This is a genomic window from Corynebacterium sp. p3-SID1056 (assembly GCF_025152525.1).
Classification (GTDB): domain Bacteria; phylum Actinomycetota; class Actinomycetes; order Mycobacteriales; family Mycobacteriaceae; genus Corynebacterium.
The window spans coordinates 347970-364720 of record NZ_JALXXL010000002.1; the positions used below are offsets into that span (position 1 = coordinate 347970).

Below are 16751 nucleotides of genomic sequence, written 5' to 3' on the forward strand. Positions count from 1 at the left end.
CAAGCTATGGCACAGCAGCACACAACGTGGCCCGATCCTGCTGACCGCGTGCAACCCGGTACGACTGAGCCAATCGCCCGCGGCTGGATCGAATTCCTCGGCGGCCCGATGGGCAAGTACGCCCAGATCGGACGCGCGAAGTTTTGGACGCCGTTGCGCACCATCTTCGCGGTGGCCTACGTGTTCCTCTTCCTCGGGGCGCTGTCGAAGTCGAATTGCGCGCTCGGCAAGCCAGACGACGGTGGCGTGCTGCAGTTGAACTGGGATGGCGGCCGCCAGTTCACCTCGTTCTGCTACAACGACATCGTGCCGCTGTACGGCGCGCGTGGCCTTGACCAGCCAGGTTTTGTCTACGACTACTCGTGGGTTGAGGAAGGCTTGACCCGCTACATGGAGTACCCGGTGCTCGCCGGGCTTTTCCAGGGCTTTACATCGTTTATCTCTCGCAATACGTACTTCTTGGCGGAGCGCGTGTTGCCCGAGGTGGGCTGGTACTTCTACGTCACGGTCTTCTTCCTTGCGATCATCTGGGTGGCGACGGCGCGTATGGTCGCTGAGCTCGCCGGCAACCGCGTGTGGGACACGCTGTTGGTGGTCGGTTCGCCGCTTCTGATCATGCACGCGTTTACGAACTGGGATATCCCCTCGATCTTCTTCGCGGTCGCGGCGCTGCTCGCGGCCCGCAACGGCAAGTTCACGCTTGCTGGCGTGATGATCGGGCTGGGCACCGCGTTCAAGATGTGGCCGATCTTCGCCCTCGGCGCGTACCTAGTGGTGGCGCTGCGCAAGCGCGATTTGGTGCCTTTTGGCAAGATGCTCGCGGTGTCGGTAGTCAGCTGGGTGGTCGTGAACCTGCCTATCTATTTGCGCAACCCGGAGGCCTGGAACGAGTTCCGCCGCCTGAACACCGACCGCGGCTGGGAGTGGACGACCATCTACGCCGTCTTTTCGCGGATCACCGGGTGGGGCGGCTTCGACTCGGGCGAGGGAGCACCGGTCATTCTCAACGCTGTCACGCTCATCCTGTTCCTCGCCGGTTGCGCGGCGGTGCTGGTGATGGGCCTGAAAGCGCCGCGCACCCCGCGGATCGCGGAGCTGCTCACGCTGATTCTCGGGTTCTTCCTGCTCTTTAACAAGGTGTGGAGTCCGCAGTACTCGATCTGGCTGATCGTCCCCGCGGTACTCGCGCTGCCGTATTGGCGCCTGCTGCTGAGCTGGATGGTCGCCGACATGATGGTGTGGCCTGTGCTGATGTGGCACATGATGGGGGAGGAGAACTTGGGCGCGCCGGGCTGGCTTCTCGACGTCACCATCATCACCCGCGACGCCTTCATCATCACCATCATGGTGCTGGTGATCCAGCAGATGTTTGGGAAGCGCCCGGACAAGGTGGCGGCGGCGCACAACGGCCACGACCCGCTGCTGACCACACCCGATGCATGGAAAGAGGAGGAAGCGCAGTGGGCACAGCAACAGTCGTCGGAATCGGCTCGATCGCAATCGGTTTCTGCCTGATCGGCGCTGCGTTCTGGGCGATGGCGAAGATGCAGCGCCCAATGCTCGCGCTCGGCTTCGGCCTTGCGGCCTTCCTCTTCATCACGATTATTCCGGTTTTTCTCGCGGTTTTTGTGGCGGCACCTGGACCGGCGTAGGTACGGTGGCACCCATGCAACGCACTACGATCATGGCAACGACCATCGCGCTCGCCGGGGCCCTGACCGCCTGCGGTACGAGCGAAGAGCCTGAAACTACTGAACCTACTGAACCTACTGCAACTACGGAGACCGCTGCCGTCTCTGAGCCGGAGCTGCCGGCGTCGATAAGCGGCTACAGCGACGAAGCAAAGTCTGACATGGCTGAGGACAACCTCACGGAGGCCGACGTCCAGTCCGTGGTCGACGCGGCGCGGGATGGCCGAGTCGAGGTTGAGTTTGATGACGGGCACTTCGAGCTCGAGTTCAACGACATCGACGTCGATATCACGCCGGACGGAATGGTGACCGAGGCCGACCGCTAGCCATTTGGCCTGCGGGATTGGGTGGGGTACCCTGGACAAGTTGCTTGACGCAACGACCCTCCTGCCGCCGCGAAAGGCGTGGCGGCCGAAATTGAAATTACTAGACCATAGGAGGTGATGAGGTCCGTGCGTCACTACGAAGTAATGATCATTCTGGATTCTAAGCAGGATGAGCGCACCGTTGCCCCGTCCCTGGACAAGTTCTTGGAAGTTGTCCGTAAGGAAAACGGCAAGGTGGAAAAGGTTGATGTGTGGGGCAAGCAGCGCCTTGCTTACCCGATCAACAAGAAGGAAGAGGGCATCTACGCTGTCGTCAACCTCGAGTGCGAGGCTGACACGGTCAAGGAGCTCGACCGCGTGCTGAACCTGAACGACAACGTTGTGCGTACCAAGGTGCTGCGCACCGACAAGTAGGAACCGGTAGGCTCGAGCCGAACGAATTCCACCTGGTAGGAGAAGAGCATGGCACAAAACGAAACACCGATCACCGTTGTTGGCAACCTCGTTGCTGACCCAGAGCTGCGTTTCATCCCGAGTGGCGCCGCAGTTGCGAACTTCCGCATTGCGTCGACGCCGCGTTCGTACAACCGGGAGACGAACCAGTTCGAAGACGGCGAAGCGCTGTTCCTGACGTGCAACTGCTGGCGCCAGATGGCCGAGAACGTCGCGGAATCCCTGACGAAGGGGATGCGCGTGATCGTGCAGGGCCGCCTGCGGCAGCGTTCTTACCAGACCCGCGAGGGGGAAAACCGGACGGTTTTTGAGGTTGAAGTTGACGAGGTTGGGCCTTCGCTGAAGTTTGCCACGGCGAATGTGAGCCGCACGCCACGTGAGGGTGGCGGGCAGCCGCGTCCGTCCCAGGGCTTCCAGCAGCAGTCGGCACCGCCGCAGCAGCAACAGCAGCCTCAGCAGCAATCGCAGCCGGCGAACGATCCGTGGAACTCCGCACCACCAGCTGGTGGCTTCGGCGGAATGGACGATGAGCCGCCGTTCTAAGACGTTGTTTTAACCCACACAATCATTTTTCATCATAAGGAAGGTTAGGATTCATGAAGCTGATCCTCACCGCTGCCGTTGAGAAACTTGGCGAGCCCGGCGAAATCGTCGAAGTCAAGGACGGCTACGGACGTAACTTCCTGCTCCCGCGCGGCCTGGCTATCCCGGCTACCCGTGGCGCAGAGAAGCAGATTGAAGACATTAAGCGCGTGCAGGCTGACCGCGAGGTCCGCGATCTGGACCACGCGAAGGAGCTGCGCGATCAGCTCGACCAGCTCACTGGTGTGAAGGTTGCCGTGCGCACTTCCGACAGCGGCAAGCTGTTCGGTTCTGTCACCGCGGCGGAGATCGCTTCCGCTGTCAAGGCGGCTGGCGGCCCGTCCCTGGATAAGCGTCGCATCAACGTGCCGAAGGGTCTTGTGAAGAAGACCGGCGGCTACCAGGTCAAGGTCAACCTCCACGACGATGTGGAAGGCAAGATTAACTTCGAGGTCGTCGCAGCGTAAACGCATTACGCTTTTCGACGAGCGACAACAGCACTTCAAAGCGCGGATCCCCTTGTGAGGAGGGGGTCCGCGTTTTGCTTACTCCCGCGGCGGGAAGGGGTTGTGTTTGGCGAGCGGTTCGGGGTCGGGGAATGGGTCTGGGTCTGGTTCTTCGGGCGGGGGCTCGGGGGCGAACTCGGTTCGGAGTTTAAAGCGCCTTTCGAGGGCCTGTATTTCGGCTATGCAGCGGAAGTAGTCGCCGTGGGCGTCATATTCGTCGAGCAGGCGGTGGATGCGGGCGTTGAACTCGGCGGTGGTGTCGCGGTTCTTTGCGGCCGCTTCGAGGGAGCTGCGCCAGTGGGGTGCGGTGGGCGTGATTTCGTCGAAAAGCGGGCCCTCGTGGCGCGAAAGAAGGTACGTGCCGTTGTCTAACAACCAGACGATGTCCCCGGTGACTGGGTCCGGAATGTAGAACGCGCGCTTATCTGTCTTGATGTTGTGGTGATGGGCACAAAGGCAGAATAAGTTGTCCGGTGTGGTTTTGCCGCCGCGGTCGAAGGGGATTCGGTGGTCGAGCTGGCACGCCGTCGCCGGCCGCGTGCACCCGGGGAAGATGCATTCCCCGTCGCGGGCGTGCGCGTAGTGCTTCATGTCTGCTGTTGGGGTGTAGCTGTCTGTGGTGGTGTTCGCGACTTCGTCGAGGTTGTGCACCGTGGGCGGGTGCGCCTCGCACAGGTCGTCGAACTCCTTGGTGTCCAGCGCGTTGGTCCAACCGACACCGGGGATGAAGACGGGCGAGCCTGTTTCCCGCGTGCCGTCTTTCCCTGTAGGCGCGTAGACGTGGAGATGTACCTTCGCGTTTGGCTCAATGTCGCCGGTCATCAGCTTGATGGCGGTGTCCGCGAACGAAAGCTTGTGTTCGCGCGCCGTAGCTTTCAGGCTGGCGCGAAGGACCGCCATGGTGGTGTTGTCGGTGGTGAGTTGGAGCGCACTGAGCGAGAACCCGTTGCTTTCAAAGTCGCTGAATTCGAGTGTGCGCGCACGGTGGTTGTGTGCGTCTTCCCGCTTCTTGCGCTTGACTGGGTCGTAGTTGAGGCCGACATCCAGCTTGGCTATCAGCGTGCGGATCCGGCGGACGATGCTGGCACGGCTGGGCAGTGGCTGGTTCGCACGCTTCGGGCGGAAGAGTTGTACCAGCATCTCATCAAAAACGGCCCAGGTCTCCTCGTCTGCGTCCGCGCCGACTTTCATCAGTGCCGAGTCAATGCCTACGAGGGTATGGACAGAAAGGAGCCGCGTCTCTTCCTGCAGCTTGCGCAGTTGGGGGAGAAGGCGAAGCCGGTTGTACGCGAAGATCGCCGCGCTGATCTCGTGCTTGGGACGGTCGGTGATTGCGGCAAGCTCCTCGACCTCAAGTTCGAAGTCCTGCAGCGGCATCTCGGTGTAGGGGCTGTAGAGGGCGTACTCCGTGTCCCGCATCTGCTGCGAGAGTTTTGCGCGTGGGTCTGATACGTTCTGGCAGCGAAAATGCTTCTTCAGTGCGGCGGGTGTGTGGGTTTCCGGCGCTGAGCGTGTGGTGGTACGGGACATGCAACCTCCTTCCAGCGAACTTTCTTGTTGCCATTATTATATCGAATGGGTAGCCGAATTGCAGCACTGTGACCATATTGTAATAAACGCAATTAGCCCATACTTGCGAGCGCAAATGGCAACACCTCAATATTGTCTCGAGCTGCCAAATCTGCCCCTGCCACCGTCATCGACCAACCGGAGTCGACGAGTCCAGCCAGGAGCAGGACCGGTCCCTCAAGTGCTGGTACCTCGGAGAAGCCGAAACGCTGATCGAGCGCGTTGACCCGAAACGCCGAATTTGTGGCGGTCACCTCCGGACCGGTCGCCCGAATTGTCCCACCGAACCGCATCTGACCCACTTGTGCCACTGCGCGCCCAAGCGCGCTGAGCATTTCGGTACGCGCCGCATCCCAGTCCCCCAGCACAACGACGCACCGCGGCCGCTCGCGCCACTCCCACGCTGCAAGGACCTCGACGATCTGCGGCAGCCACTCATCCTCGCGCCACTGCTGCGCGGGCCGCGGGCGGTAGGTGTTTGCGCGCAGGAGTGCGTTGAGCGCGGGGCCGCGTGTGACGTCGTTGAGCCGGCCCAGCGCTTTGCCCGGGGCGAGCCTCTTGATTTTTCCGCGGCGGGCGGAGCCAGTCGGCCACATCTTGCGCACGGGCAGCGCCACTCCGGGCGCACTGAGCTGAGCGCTTATCGACGCCACAACTCCGGCATCCACCGTTTCCGGAGGCCGCTGCCCGGTGCAGTTGTCGCAGCGCCCGCACGGCGAGTCATCTAATGTTGGGTCATCTAGCTCGCGGCGTAAAAATGCCATGCGGCAACCCTGTGTCTGCTCGTAGGCCAGCATCAACGACTGCTCCCGCTCGCGGGCTTGCGCCAGCCCGTCGTAACGGGCGTGGTCGTAAGACCACGGCGCACCGGTGCTTACCCAGCCGCCTTTCACGCGGCGCACGGCGCCCTCCACGTCGAGCACCTTGAGCGCCTGCTCGATGCGCGAGCGTGAGAGGTCTACCACGGTCTCCAGGCGCTGCGTGGACACGGGTTCGCTACCGAGTCCGGCCAACAACTGGCGCACCGCCTGCTCCTCTGGCATGGACGCGGAGGCGAAGTATTGCCAGATCCGCTCGTCTTCTGGGCCGGGAAGGAGCACGACTTCGGCGTGGTCGGTGGCACGTCCGGCGCGCCCGATCTGCTGGTAGTAGGACACTGGAGAGCTGGGTGCGCCCATGTGCACAACGAAGGAGAGGTCGGGCTTGTCAAAGCCCATGCCGAGTGCGCTCGTGGCTACGAGCGCCTTGAGCTCGTTGTGTAGAAGTGCCTGCTCTAGCCTTGTTCTCTCCTCCGCATCGGTGCGCCCGCTGTAGGCCGCGACCGCGAAGCCTGCGGCGTGCAACGCGTCGGCAAGGTCGTGGGCAGCGGCCACGGTGAGGCAGTAGATAATGCCGGAGCCGTCGGTGCGGCTAAGGTATTCGGCGATCCAGGCGGGGCGCTGTGTGGCGTCGGAAAGCTGGCACACGCGCAGCGCCAAGGAAGCGCGGTCGAGCCCGCCACGCAGCACGCCAGTCTGTTCGCCGAGCTGGCCGATGATGTCCTCGACGACCCTGTCGTTGGCCGTTGCAGTGGTGGCCAGGACAGGTGTGTCTGCGGGGAGATCGTCGATCAGGCGGGCGATGCGCCGGTAGTCCGGCCGGAAGTCGTGGCCCCAGTCCGAGATGCAGTGCGCCTCATCCACCACAAGCATGCCTACTTTGGACGCGAGGCCCGGCAGTACGTCTTCGCGGAACCCCGGCGAGTTGAGGCGCTCGGGACTAATTAAGAGCACATCCAGGGAAGGCAGCGCCGCCTCGACCTGCTCCCACTCACTGACGTTGGCGGAATGGATGGTGGCGGCGCGAATGCCGGCACGCTCTGCGGCGGCGACCTGGTTGCGCATGAGTGCGAGCAAAGGCGAAACGATGATGGAGGGGCCAGCGCCAGCCGCGCGGAGCAGCTTCGCGGCGATGAAATAGACGGCCGATTTGCCCCAACCGGTGCGCTGCACCACCAGCATTCGGCGACGCTGATTGACTAAGGCATCGATGGCTGACCACTGGTCGTCGCGAAGCTGCGCGTGCCTGCCGGCGATGCCGTGGAGGAGTTCGTTTGCAAAGCTGCGGGTGGCGTTCATGGGACTCACGCTATAGCACGGCCCGAACACGACCTGCGCGGCTGTGGATAAGTCGGGTAAATATGCCAGCTCAGAGGCGAATTTAAGGTTGCTAGTCGGTAAACTTTATTGTGTCAAACCTGGTGGTGAGCGCCGTTTTCCCCAAGTCTCAACCATATGTTCAAAGTGAATATAACAGGGATGAGCTGCGTGTATGTACTGTTTGTGCAGGATGGGAAACTAGTCTATCCACACTCTATCCACACCCTGGTGGAGAAGCCCCGGGGTGAACGCGAAGTTGTCCACAGGGGGTTGTGGATAACTTCCGGTAGGTGGTGCGGCGGGGTACGCTAGTGCACATGGCTGGAGACGCACTCGACGGGTTTGATGATGACTACGTCCTACCGCCGGAGCCGCGGGACGACTTCGACGACTTTGGGGACTACGCAGCAAACACGCGGAAACCCGGCAAGTCCAACTTCAGCCAAGCGCGAGGCGATCTGCAGGAATATCGGCAGCCCCCGCACGACGAGCGCGCGGAGCGCTCCGTGCTCGGCGCGATGCTGCTGAACCAGGAAGTCGTCCTGGATGTGGTCGAGAGCCTCCAGCCGGAGGACTTCTACTTCCCCTCCCACCAGCTGATCTACCAGGCAATCCTGGACCTCTTCGCGGACGGCAGCCAGATCGACGTGCTCATCGTCGCCGGTCGTCTCGACCGCCTGAACCAGCTGGAGCGGGTGGGCGGGGCTCCGTACCTGCATACGCTGATTTCCGAGGTGCCGACGTCGGCAAACGCCCGCTACTACGCGGAAATCGTGGAGGAAAAGTCGCTGTTGCGACAGCTCGTCAACGCGGGTACCCGCGTCGTGCAATACGGCTACGAGGGTGCCGAGGGGATGGAGGTCGAAGCGCTGGTCGACCGCGCGCAGCAAGAGGTTTTCAATATCGCGCGCAACGGCGGCGGCGAGGACTACAAGGTGCTCTCCGACCTGCTCAAACCCACTATCGACGAACTCACGCAGATCGCCGCGGGCGGCGGCCTCGAGCAGGGTGTGCCAACCGGTTTTACAGACCTAGATAACCTGACCAACGGCCTGCACGCCGGGCAGATGGTCATCGTCGCGGCGCGTCCGGGCGTGGGTAAGTCCACGCTTGCCCTCGATTTCATGCGCTCCTGCTCCATCCAGCACGGCAAGACCTCGGTCATCTTCTCGCTCGAGATGAGTGCCTCCGAGATCATCATGCGCATGCTTTCGGCGGAAACGGAGATCAAACTGTCGGCCATGCGCTCGGGCAATATGGAGGAGCGCGACTGGGAGAAGCTCACCCAGCGTCTCAATGAGATCCAGGACGCCCCGCTGTTTATCGACGATTCGCCGAACCTCACCATGATGGAAATCCGGTCCAAGGCACGCAAGCTCAAGCAGCAGCACGGCCTGGACCTGGTGGTGCTGGACTACCTGCAGCTGATGAGTTCGGGTAAAAAAGTTGAGTCGCGCCAGCAGGAGGTCTCGGAGTTTTCCCGCCATCTGAAGCTTTTGGCAAAGGAGTTGGAGGTGCCGGTGATCGCAATCTCGCAGCTCAACCGTGGCCCGGAAGCGCGTACCGACAAGAAGCCGCAGCTCGCCGACCTGCGTGAATCTGGCTCGCTGGAGCAGGACGCGGACATGGTCTTCCTGCTGTACCGTCCGGACTCGCAGGACCGGGACGACGAGCGTGCGGGCGAGGCTGACATCATCGTGGCGAAGCACCGCGGCGGTCCCATCGACACGATTCCGGTGGCGCACCAGCTGCACTACTCCCGCTTCGTCAACATGGCGCACGGGTAAGGTTTGCCTTTCCAACGGTGACAGCCTGCGGTTTTGGGGCTACCATTCTTGAGGTACTAGCGCACATCACCGGTATTGAAAGGAAAGGGAAGCGCCATGACTATTCGATCCATCCACGCCGATGGGGCTTGCGCGGGCACCATGGCGAAACTTGACCCCTCCATCACCGTGGCCAAGGCGGGCGACGCCACGCGGCTGTACAACCTGCCGCGCAGCATCGACGCCATTGATCAGGCCACCGAGGAGCAGGGCGTGCGCGGCCTGCTCGGGCGTATCTTTAGCCGCGCGCGGCTCTAAACCCGCGCAGGCGCAGCGAGTTACTCACCACAAACACCGAGGAGAACGCCATCGCGATGCCCGCGAGCATCGGGTTGAGGAGTCCCAGCGCCGCCACCGGCACGAGAACCACGTTGTAGGCGAAGGCCCAGAACAGGTTGCCCTTGATCGTGCGCAGCGTTCGTCGCGACAGGCGGATGGCGTCTGCCGCGGACATTAGCGAGTTGTGCATCAGCGTGATGTCGGCGGCCTCAATGGCCACGTCGGTGCCCGCCCCCATTGCCAAACCGAGGTCTGCCTGGGCGAGCGCGGCGGCGTCGTTCACGCCGTCGCCGACCATCGCGACGCGGTGCCCCTTTTCCTGCAGCGCACGCACCACGTTCACTTTGTCCTCGGGCAGCACACCGGCTGTCACGTGCGCCGGGTCGATGCCGACCTCCTCTGCCACCACCGCAGCAGCGCCGGCGTTATCCCCTGTGAGCAGGTGCGGGGTAAGCCCTAGCTCGCGCAGCTTTGCGACGGCCCGCGCGGAATCCGGCTTGACGCTATCCCGTACGGCGATCATCCCGATACTTTGTCCATCGACCTCGACGGCCACCGGAGTTGCGCCGGTGCGTTCGGCCTCGCGGAATGCCTCAGTCGTGTCTGTTGGACGGCCAACCCTGATTCGTTTTCCCTCGACGGTGGCCGACGCGCCCCGGCCCGGCTCGTTGGCAAAGTCGGTGGCCTCAGGCAGATCATCTGGCGCGGCGCGCACGATTGCGCGCGCGATGGGGTGCTCGGAGCCCGCCTCCACCGCGGCGGCGAGCCGCAGCGCTGCAGTATCGGTGGCGCTGACCACTTCCATCTCGCCGCTGGTCACGGTGCCGGTTTTGTCCATCACGACGGTGTCTGCCTGCCGGGTCGACTCGAGGACCTCGGGGCCCTTGATCAACAGCCCCAGCTGCGCGCCGCGGCCCGTGCCCACCAGGATCGCGGTGGGGGTGGCCAACCCGAGCGCGCAGGGGCACGCGATGATCAGCACGGCGACTGCCGCGCGGAACGCGTCGCTGATGCCGTGGCCGACGAGCAGGTGACCGACCAATGCCACGAGCGCGATCGCGATGACGGTGGGGACGAAGACCCGCGAGATCCTATCCACCAGCCGCTCCACTGGTGCCTTGCCGGATTGCGCGTCCTTGACCAGCTCGCCCATCTGCGCGAGCGTGGTGTCTGCGCCCACGCGGGTCGCCTCCACGACAAGCCTGCCGGAGGTGTTCAGCGTCGCGCCGGTGACCGCGTCGCCTTCGCCCACTTCCACGGGGACGGATTCCCCAGTGAGCATCGAGGCATCGAGCGCCGAGTGACCCGAGACGACGCGCCCGTCCGTCGCGACCTTCTCGCCGGGACGGACGACGAACCTGTCGCCAACTTGCACCTCGGCGATGGGCACGCGAACTTCCTCGCCGCCGCGCAGCACGCTCGCGTCCTTTGCCCCCATCTGTAAAAGCTCGCGCAGCGCGGCCGAACTTTGCCCCTTCGCCCGGGTCTCAAACCAGCGGCCAAGCAGCAAAAAGGTGATGACGACGCAGACGGTCTCGAGGTAGATATCCGCCGCGTTTTCCCACACGAATAGCGCGACGATAGACCACACGTACGCCGCGGTAGTGCCCAGCGAGATGAGCGTATCCATCGTCATTGCGCCGTGGCGCAGGTTTACCAGCGTGGCGCGGTGAAAGACGGAGCCGGCGGCAAAATAGACCAGCGTGGTCGCGGCGAGCGCGGCCCACTCCCAGTTTGGAAACTGCAGCGAGTGCACCATCGACACGAGCATCACCGGCAGGCTCACCAGCGCCGCCCAGATCGTGGTGGTCTTGAGTTTCTCGGCCTCCTCGTCGCGGGCCTCGCTTATCGACGACGCCCCCTCGTCCTGGGTTTCTCCCATGACGAAGGCGTCGTAGCCTGCGGCGCGCACGACGTCGATAAGCTGCTCGGGCGTGGTGCTGGCAGGGTCGTACTCCACGGCGGCGGTCTCGGTGGAGTAGTTGACCGCCGCGGTGACGTTGTCGAGCTTGTTGAGTTTGCGTTGGACGCGCGAGGAGCATGACGTGCAGGTCATGCCGGTCACGCCCAGGTCGACGTGGGTGCTCATGGCTACTTCAGGGTGTAGCCGGCTTCGGCGACCGCCTTGGCTACGTCGGCGTCAGCGATGCCCTCACCGGTGACGGTGACAGCGCCCGTGGTGTGGTCGGCGGTGACGGCAGTGACGCCGTCCAGCTCGCCGATCTCCTCCTTGACGCTGAGCTCGCAGTGGCCGCAGGTCATGCCTTCGACGGTGTATTCGCGGGTAGTCATGGTGCGCGTGTCCTTTCTGTAGACGCCTTGCTTACACCCGCGACTATACCCCTAGGGGGTATCTGGCGAAAGGATGCGGAAGCCGGCCGTCTGCGCAGCCTTTTCAATATCCGCGTCGCTGAAGTTCTCCCCCGTGACGGTCATGCGGCCCTCTGCCACGTCGATTTCGACGTCGAAGGTGCCGTCGACCATCCGCACCTCGTCGATAAGCGAGTCCACCGCGACCTCGCTCGACTCGCCGGAAATCTTGTAGTTCTTCGTCATGCCTTTGTTGTCCCTCGTTGAAGCTTCGGGCAACTGCCCGGGAACGCGCCCAGGAATGCAGCCGCGCTTGTTAGTGTTGCAACGGAAGCAACGTTAACAAACCGCTAAAGGAGCGACGCTATGAGCACCATTGATGTCACGGAAGACACCTTCGATTCGACCGTCAGCGCCGACGGCATCGTCTTCGTCGACGCGTGGGCCGCGTGGTGCGGTCCGTGCCGCCAATTCGCGCCGACTTTTGAAAAGGCCTCCGAGGCGCACCCGGACGTGACCTTTGCCAAGCTGGACACCGAAGCGAACCAGCAGCTGGCGGCGGCGCTAGAGATTTCTTCCATCCCGACGCTCATGGCCTTCCGGGACGGTATCCTGGTCTTCCGTCAGGCGGGTGCCCTGCCGCCGGCCGCTTTCGACGACCTTATCGGTCAGGTTAAGGCGCTGAATATGGACGAGGTGCGCGCCCAAATCGCGCAGCAGCAGGGCGAGTAGACCGAAAGGACAGCACCATGGCGAACCCATTTTCCAAGGGCTGGAAGTACCTCATGCAGTCGTTCGATTCGAAGATTGACGAGAACGCTGACCCGAAGGTGCAACTCCAGCAGGCGATGGAGCAGGCGCGGAAGAATCACCGCGACATCGCCGAGCATGCGGCCGCGATCGTCGGCAACCGCAATCAGCTCGAGATGAAGCTCGAACGCCTGATCAAGTCCCAGGAAGAGCTCCAGAACAAGATGCGTGTCGCGCTCCAGGCCGCCGACAAGGCGAACGCGGAGGGGGATGCGGCAAAGGCGCAGGAGTACAACAACACCGCCGAGGTGCTGGCCTCCCAGCTCGTGGCGGTCGAGCAGGACCTGGAGCAGACCAAGCAGGCCCACGCCGGGGCGGAGCAGGCCGCAAAGGAAGCGCAGGCGCAGCTGCAGCAGTCCGAGGCGCGCCTGAACGAGCAGACGCAGCAGGCTCAGCAGCTTGAGTCGCAAATCAACCAGGCGAACATGCAGGAGCAGTCCGCGAAGACGATGGACTCCATCAACCAGTTCGGCGCGGATGACAATGTGCCGACCCTGGATGGCGTGCGCGACAAGATTGAAAAGCGCTACGCCACCGCCCTCGGTGCCCAGGAGCTGGCCAAGGATTCGCTGGGCGACCGGATGGCGGAGATTGAGACCAGCGGCACCGATATCAAGGCGGCCAGCAAGCTCGACGAGATCCGCGCCTCGCTCGATGCCGAGAAGGCCCCGGAGGCTATTGAGGCCCCAGGGGCTGAAGAGGAGAGCTAGCCGCGGCTGATATTGATCAGCACGCCCCGAATTCCTGAGTGGAACCCGTCGCGGAGATTCACGCGCTGGGTTTCACTCAGGGTGTATTCATGCAGCGTCTCGCATGCGAACTGCAGAAGCGGGCGGTCGATCTCCGGCGGCAGCCCGCCGCCAGAGAGCATGTGCGCCTTGTCGCGCTGCTCCGAGGAGGCGGCATTGTCGTACCACCACGCCGCGTACTGCTGCCCAACGTCGTAGGGGGTCTGGAAGCCGGCAGAGGTCCACACCTCTTCCGGCAGCGGCACGTAGCGGGAGCGCAGCTTCCGGCGCGGCGCCATCATGGAAGGCTTCGGTGCCGGCTTTGGTGCATCCTCCGGTTCCTCGACCGACGGTGCAGGTTTCGGCGCTTCTTCCGGTTCCTGCGCTTCTGCCTCCGGTTCCTCCGTGGGATCCTCCGTGGGCTCTTCTGGGGCCAGTGGGTCTGGGCCGAGCGGGACGGGGGAGGGGCCTTCGGCTTCGTCCAGCGGCACCGCGTCGGCAAGCGGGCGCTCGCGGATCGACGGGGGCAGCGGGCCCTCGAGCACCTGGAGTTGCATGGCGTCGGCGAAGTCCTCGCGTGGATCCAGGATCGTCGTGGTGTCGCAGGCGTGGCGCAGGGCCGAGGACATGGAATCCCAACCGAAGCCGTAGAGGTGGACGCGCACGCCGCTGGCGGTGGCCTCCTCGACGCCGGGGATCATGTCCGCGTCGCCGGAGACGAGGACGAAGTCCGTGAACTGGCCGCGGGTCGCGTTGACCACCAGGTCCGCGACGAGGCGGGTGTCCACGCCCTTCTGTGTGCGGCGATCGCCCCACTCGATGAGCTGGCCTGTACGCAGCTGCACGCCGTCGCAGGTGCGCAGCGCGCGCTGGTAGCGGTGCGGGCCCGAATCTGGGATGCCGTCGTACCAGAACTGGCGGTGAATAGGTTGGTTGAGTTGCTGGCAGATCATCGTGCCGAGGCTTGCGACGACCTCGGGCAAATCAATTTCTAACTGGGATCGTGCGCCGATCTCCCACGAGTTATAAAAGCTCGCGAGCAGGTAAGACGTGTCGACAAATACCAATGTGCGTTCAAGCATGGCTCCAAAAATTCCGATTCGTTCGTTGCTAAAGGTTGTTTACCTCCCCAGTGTGCCTGAATCGGCGTGCGAGGTCTACCTCTTTTACGCGAACCTTGCGCTCACTCCATAGCTTGGTTAGCCTGTTAGTTACTCGAGTAACTAACTAACCCACGTAAGTATGCAGGGGTAACGCAATGAATGCCGATACAGAGCCGCTCTTCGTGCAGGTGGCCCGCCTGGTGGAGGACTTGGTTGTCGACGGCACGCTCGCGCCCGGCGAGCGCGCGCCCTCGACCAACGAGCTCGCCGCCTTCCACGAGATCAACCCGGCCACCGCTCGCAAAGGGCTCGGGATTCTCGTGGACGCGGGCATCTTGGAAAAGCGCCGCGGACTCGGCATGTTCGTCACCCCCGAGGCGCGGGAGCGGGCGGTGAACGCGCGCCGCGAACGCTACGCCGGCGACTACCTCGCCCCCGCGATCGACGAAGCCGTCCGCCTCGGCTACGACCGCGCCACCCTGCACACCCTCATCGACCGCGTTGCTGAAAGTAGAGGAATGTATCAATGATTCACGCACATGGCCTGCAAAAGGACTTCGGAGCGCGCGAAGTCCTCACTGACATCTCCTTCGAGCTTCCTGGTTCTGGTATCCACGCGCTGCTCGGCCGCAATGGCGTCGGAAAATCCACGCTGCTCGCGCTGATCGCGGGCCAGCTCAAGCCTTCCGGCGGCGAGCTCACCGTCTTCGGCAAGCAACCCTTCGACCGAGCCAGCGTGATGGACCGCATTTGCTTCACCGGCGTGGACACGCCGTACCCCGCCTCGTGGGCGATCAAGGACGTCATCGAAGGTGCCGCGAAGCGCTACCCCAATTGGTCGCAGGAGACCGCTGACGCGCTCATGCAGGACTTCGGGCTCGACGGTCAAGCGCACACTGCATTTGGAAAGGCCTCCCGAGGCCAGCGGGCAATGGTTGGCATCGTCATCGGGCTTGCATCGGGCGCAGAACTCACACTTCTCGACGAGCCCTACGTCGGCCTTGACGTCCACAACACCTCCGTCTTCTACCGCCACCTCCTCGAGCACGCTGAGTCCGAGCGCGTAATCATCATGGCGACTCACCACATCGATGACGCCGCCAAGATCCTGGACTCGGCGCTCGTGCTGGGGCGGCAGGGGAGCGTCGACAAGCATTTGCGCGCGGAAGATGCCGACGGCTACGTCGTCGCCACCGGCAACTTCGACGAGCCCGCCGGGGCCCTCGCTTATCGACGCTCCGCCACCGGCACCCGCGCCATCCTCCCCGCCGAAACCGCCACCGCGCTGGGACCACGCGTTCAGGCCGCGGACCTCGGCGACGTGCTCGAGGCAGTGCTGGAGGTGCAGCAGTGAACCCGATGACGCACCTCGATCGAGACTTCCTGTGGTTCCAATTCAAGGCCGGCCCGGGCTTGCGCTTCCTGCAGCTCCCGGTGATCCCGCTGTTCTATCTTGTCTTCGCGTTTACAGATTGGTGGGCGTGGCTTGGGTCGCTTCTGTGCTGCGTGACGGTGACCAACCTGCTCATACCCGAGCCGAAAGTGTTCCGCGCCTACGGCATGAATCGCGCACGTGCCCGCCAGCACATGCTTCTGGTGGTTGTCCCGGTTGCGCTGCTGGTCACTGGCGCGTTTGCGCAAGTGGCGTCGCCGTTGAGCTCGGCTGTTGGTGCGCTGCTGGGCGCTGTGTTCTTTCTCGCGACCTGCCTACACGAGGAGGGGACCGGGGGCCGCGAGACTATTGGGCGGCTCTATCTCCCAGGAAAGCTCGAGATCGTTGCTGTGCTTACCGGAGCGCTCGCCGGGGTGCTCTACGGACTGTGTGCGCAAATGGGGCCCGAATGGCTGGCGGCCATCGTGCCAGCAATCCCGCTACTCGCGTACTGGACTTGGGCGGCTAGCGACGGACTTACATCGGCCGCTGTTGCCCAGGCCTATGGGCGAACGCGCAAGCGGTGGGCAGGCACCCTTGTGCTGAAAGTGGTCGTTTCTCAAGCCTTGATTGCAGTGACTGGTGCACTCGCTGCGCTGCTTATCGACGCCACGCTGCCCCGTTCTCCATTCGCCCTCTTTGCGATCGCCGGAGTAGCTGCCCTGCTCGCGGCAAAGGCTATGGAGCTGTTGTTGCCCAACTCCAGCTTCTTCCCGGTACTCATTGCTTGGATATCTGGGCGGGAGATGCTCAACGCGCAAACGTTTGACCCCGCAAGTGCAGTAGTGGTCTATGGGCTCAGCGGAATCCTGCTGGTCGTCGCGGGGTGCATACTCGTGCCGTACCTATTCGGCGCAGTGAACGTGAAGCGGTCTCAATAGCGCGTGTTAACAAGCACGAAATATGCCTGTTGTGCTGGGGATTTGTGTTGGTGTGTGGGTGTGTGTAACTTTATGTGAGTCAGCGAGACCGACAACGCCCCGCCGGACAGGCTCTGA

19 protein-coding genes are annotated in these 16751 nt (G+C 63.2%); 13 read left to right on the forward strand and 6 right to left on the reverse strand.

Going from position 1 to position 16751, the window contains the following annotated elements:
• Positions 1-6: 6 nt before the first annotated feature.
• The 6 genes from M3G14_RS03375 (at position 7) to rplI (ending at position 3519) form a co-directional block, all read left to right on the forward strand.
• Positions 7-1515: a glycosyltransferase family 87 protein gene (locus M3G14_RS03375; protein WP_259924637.1), complete on the forward strand. Its 1509-nt coding sequence runs from the start codon at positions 7-9 to the stop codon at positions 1513-1515.
• Positions 1461-1652, forward strand: coding sequence for a hypothetical protein (locus M3G14_RS03380; protein WP_259924638.1), 192 nt, complete (start codon positions 1461-1463; stop codon positions 1650-1652). The genes M3G14_RS03375 and M3G14_RS03380 overlap by 55 nt, the downstream gene beginning before the upstream one ends.
• A gap of 14 nt (positions 1653-1666) precedes the next feature.
• Positions 1667-2017, forward strand: coding sequence for a hypothetical protein (locus M3G14_RS03385; protein WP_259924643.1), 351 nt, complete (start codon positions 1667-1669; stop codon positions 2015-2017).
• Positions 2018-2134: 117 nt separating this feature from the next.
• Complete coding sequence (rpsF, locus tag M3G14_RS03390) at positions 2135-2431, forward strand: 30S ribosomal protein S6 (protein WP_259924645.1); 297 nt, start codon at positions 2135-2137, stop codon at positions 2429-2431.
• Positions 2432-2479: 48 nt separating this feature from the next.
• Entirely contained in the window at positions 2480-3013 is a 534-nt protein-coding gene (locus M3G14_RS03395) for a single-stranded DNA-binding protein (protein WP_259924646.1), read from the forward strand.
• Between the two features lie 53 nt (positions 3014-3066).
• Entirely contained in the window at positions 3067-3519 is a 453-nt protein-coding gene (gene rplI / locus M3G14_RS03400) for a 50S ribosomal protein L9 (RefSeq protein ID WP_038593074.1), read from the forward strand.
• Positions 3520-3597: 78 nt separating this feature from the next.
• Here rplI and M3G14_RS03405 read toward each other — a convergent pair whose 3' ends face one another.
• Positions 3598-5088 carry an HNH endonuclease signature motif containing protein gene (locus tag M3G14_RS03405; RefSeq protein WP_259924647.1) on the reverse strand — a complete coding sequence of 497 codons (1491 nt, stop codon included), beginning with the start codon at positions 5086-5088 and terminating at the stop codon, positions 3598-3600.
• Between the two features lie 92 nt (positions 5089-5180).
• On the reverse strand, positions 5181-7244 hold the full coding sequence (locus M3G14_RS03410) for an ATP-dependent DNA helicase RecQ (protein WP_259924648.1): 2064 nt from the start codon (positions 7242-7244) through the stop codon (positions 5181-5183).
• Between the two features lie 338 nt (positions 7245-7582).
• Between M3G14_RS03410 and dnaB the strand changes: the two genes are divergently transcribed.
• Together dnaB and M3G14_RS03420 are read left to right on the forward strand one after the other, a co-directional pair.
• A complete protein-coding gene (gene dnaB, locus M3G14_RS03415; RefSeq protein ID WP_259924649.1) occupies positions 7583-9052 on the forward strand; it encodes a replicative DNA helicase in 1470 nt (489 codons plus the stop codon).
• Between the two features lie 96 nt (positions 9053-9148).
• The gene (locus M3G14_RS03420; protein ID WP_259924651.1) at positions 9149-9349 is read left to right on the forward strand and encodes a hypothetical protein; all 201 of its coding nucleotides are present in this window, start codon (positions 9149-9151) and stop codon (positions 9347-9349) included.
• Here the strand turns inward: M3G14_RS03420 and M3G14_RS03425 are convergent.
• From M3G14_RS03425 to M3G14_RS03435, 3 genes are read right to left on the reverse strand one after another with little or no spacing between them, the layout of a single operon-like run.
• Positions 9330-11459 carry a cation-translocating P-type ATPase gene (locus tag M3G14_RS03425; protein WP_259924652.1) on the reverse strand — a complete coding sequence of 710 codons (2130 nt, stop codon included), beginning with the start codon at positions 11457-11459 and terminating at the stop codon, positions 9330-9332. The genes M3G14_RS03420 and M3G14_RS03425 overlap by 20 nt on opposite strands.
• Before the next feature lie 2 nt (positions 11460-11461).
• A complete protein-coding gene (locus M3G14_RS03430) occupies positions 11462-11662 on the reverse strand; it encodes a heavy-metal-associated domain-containing protein (protein WP_259924654.1) in 201 nt (66 codons plus the stop codon).
• 51 nt (positions 11663-11713) lie between these two features.
• Entirely contained in the window at positions 11714-11926 is a 213-nt protein-coding gene (locus tag M3G14_RS03435) for a transporter (protein WP_259924656.1), read from the reverse strand.
• A 120-nt stretch (positions 11927-12046) separates the two neighbouring features.
• Here M3G14_RS03435 and trxA point away from each other — a divergent pair, with 120 nt between their 5' ends.
• On the forward strand, positions 12047-12412 hold the full coding sequence (gene trxA / locus M3G14_RS03440) for a thioredoxin (protein WP_259924659.1): 366 nt from the start codon (positions 12047-12049) through the stop codon (positions 12410-12412).
• A gap of 17 nt (positions 12413-12429) precedes the next feature.
• Positions 12430-13200 carry a PspA/IM30 family protein gene (locus M3G14_RS03445; protein WP_259924660.1) on the forward strand — a complete coding sequence of 257 codons (771 nt, stop codon included), beginning with the start codon at positions 12430-12432 and terminating at the stop codon, positions 13198-13200.
• Here the strand turns inward: M3G14_RS03445 and M3G14_RS03450 are convergent.
• A complete protein-coding gene (locus M3G14_RS03450) occupies positions 13197-14300 on the reverse strand; it encodes an NYN domain-containing protein (RefSeq protein ID WP_259924663.1) in 1104 nt (367 codons plus the stop codon). The two genes, M3G14_RS03445 and M3G14_RS03450, sit on opposite strands and share 4 nt — an antisense overlap.
• A gap of 176 nt (positions 14301-14476) precedes the next feature.
• Between M3G14_RS03450 and M3G14_RS03455 the strand changes: the two genes are divergently transcribed.
• From M3G14_RS03455 to M3G14_RS03465, 3 genes are read left to right on the forward strand one after another with little or no spacing between them, the layout of a single operon-like run.
• A complete protein-coding gene (locus tag M3G14_RS03455; RefSeq protein WP_259924667.1) occupies positions 14477-14851 on the forward strand; it encodes a GntR family transcriptional regulator in 375 nt (124 codons plus the stop codon).
• A complete protein-coding gene (locus M3G14_RS03460; RefSeq protein WP_259924668.1) occupies positions 14848-15675 on the forward strand; it encodes an ABC transporter ATP-binding protein in 828 nt (275 codons plus the stop codon). Before M3G14_RS03455 ends, M3G14_RS03460 begins: the two co-directional genes overlap by 4 nt.
• A complete protein-coding gene (locus M3G14_RS03465) occupies positions 15672-16634 on the forward strand; it encodes a hypothetical protein (protein WP_259924669.1) in 963 nt (320 codons plus the stop codon). Before M3G14_RS03460 ends, M3G14_RS03465 begins: the two co-directional genes overlap by 4 nt.
• Positions 16635-16751 lie beyond the last annotated feature (117 nt).

Coding starts and splice junctions, on each gene's coding strand:
- M3G14_RS03405 (WP_259924647.1), bottom strand. CDS start 5,088: ATGTCCCGTACCACCACACGCTCAGCGCCGGAAACCCACACACCCGCC.
- trxA (WP_259924659.1), top strand. CDS start 12,047: ATGAGCACCATTGATGTCACGGAAGACACCTTCGATTCGACCGTCAGC.
- M3G14_RS03450 (WP_259924663.1), bottom strand. CDS start 14,300: ATGCTTGAACGCACATTGGTATTTGTCGACACGTCTTACCTGCTCGCG.
- M3G14_RS03420 (WP_259924651.1), top strand. CDS start 9,149: ATGACTATTCGATCCATCCACGCCGATGGGGCTTGCGCGGGCACCATG.
- M3G14_RS03435 (WP_259924656.1), bottom strand. CDS start 11,926: ATGACGAAGAACTACAAGATTTCCGGCGAGTCGAGCGAGGTCGCGGTG.
- M3G14_RS03430 (WP_259924654.1), bottom strand. CDS start 11,662: ATGACTACCCGCGAATACACCGTCGAAGGCATGACCTGCGGCCACTGC.
- dnaB (WP_259924649.1), top strand. CDS start 7,583: ATGGCTGGAGACGCACTCGACGGGTTTGATGATGACTACGTCCTACCG.
- rplI (WP_038593074.1), top strand. CDS start 3,067: ATGAAGCTGATCCTCACCGCTGCCGTTGAGAAACTTGGCGAGCCCGGC.
- M3G14_RS03460 (WP_259924668.1), top strand. CDS start 14,848: ATGATTCACGCACATGGCCTGCAAAAGGACTTCGGAGCGCGCGAAGTC.
- M3G14_RS03395 (WP_259924646.1), top strand. CDS start 2,480: ATGGCACAAAACGAAACACCGATCACCGTTGTTGGCAACCTCGTTGCT.
- rpsF (WP_259924645.1), top strand. CDS start 2,135: ATGAGGTCCGTGCGTCACTACGAAGTAATGATCATTCTGGATTCTAAG.
- M3G14_RS03455 (WP_259924667.1), top strand. CDS start 14,477: ATGAATGCCGATACAGAGCCGCTCTTCGTGCAGGTGGCCCGCCTGGTG.
- M3G14_RS03445 (WP_259924660.1), top strand. CDS start 12,430: ATGGCGAACCCATTTTCCAAGGGCTGGAAGTACCTCATGCAGTCGTTC.
- M3G14_RS03425 (WP_259924652.1), bottom strand. CDS start 11,459: ATGAGCACCCACGTCGACCTGGGCGTGACCGGCATGACCTGCACGTCA.
- M3G14_RS03375 (WP_259924637.1), top strand. CDS start 7: ATGGCACAGCAGCACACAACGTGGCCCGATCCTGCTGACCGCGTGCAA.
- M3G14_RS03385 (WP_259924643.1), top strand. CDS start 1,667: ATGCAACGCACTACGATCATGGCAACGACCATCGCGCTCGCCGGGGCC.
- M3G14_RS03410 (WP_259924648.1), bottom strand. CDS start 7,244: ATGAACGCCACCCGCAGCTTTGCAAACGAACTCCTCCACGGCATCGCC.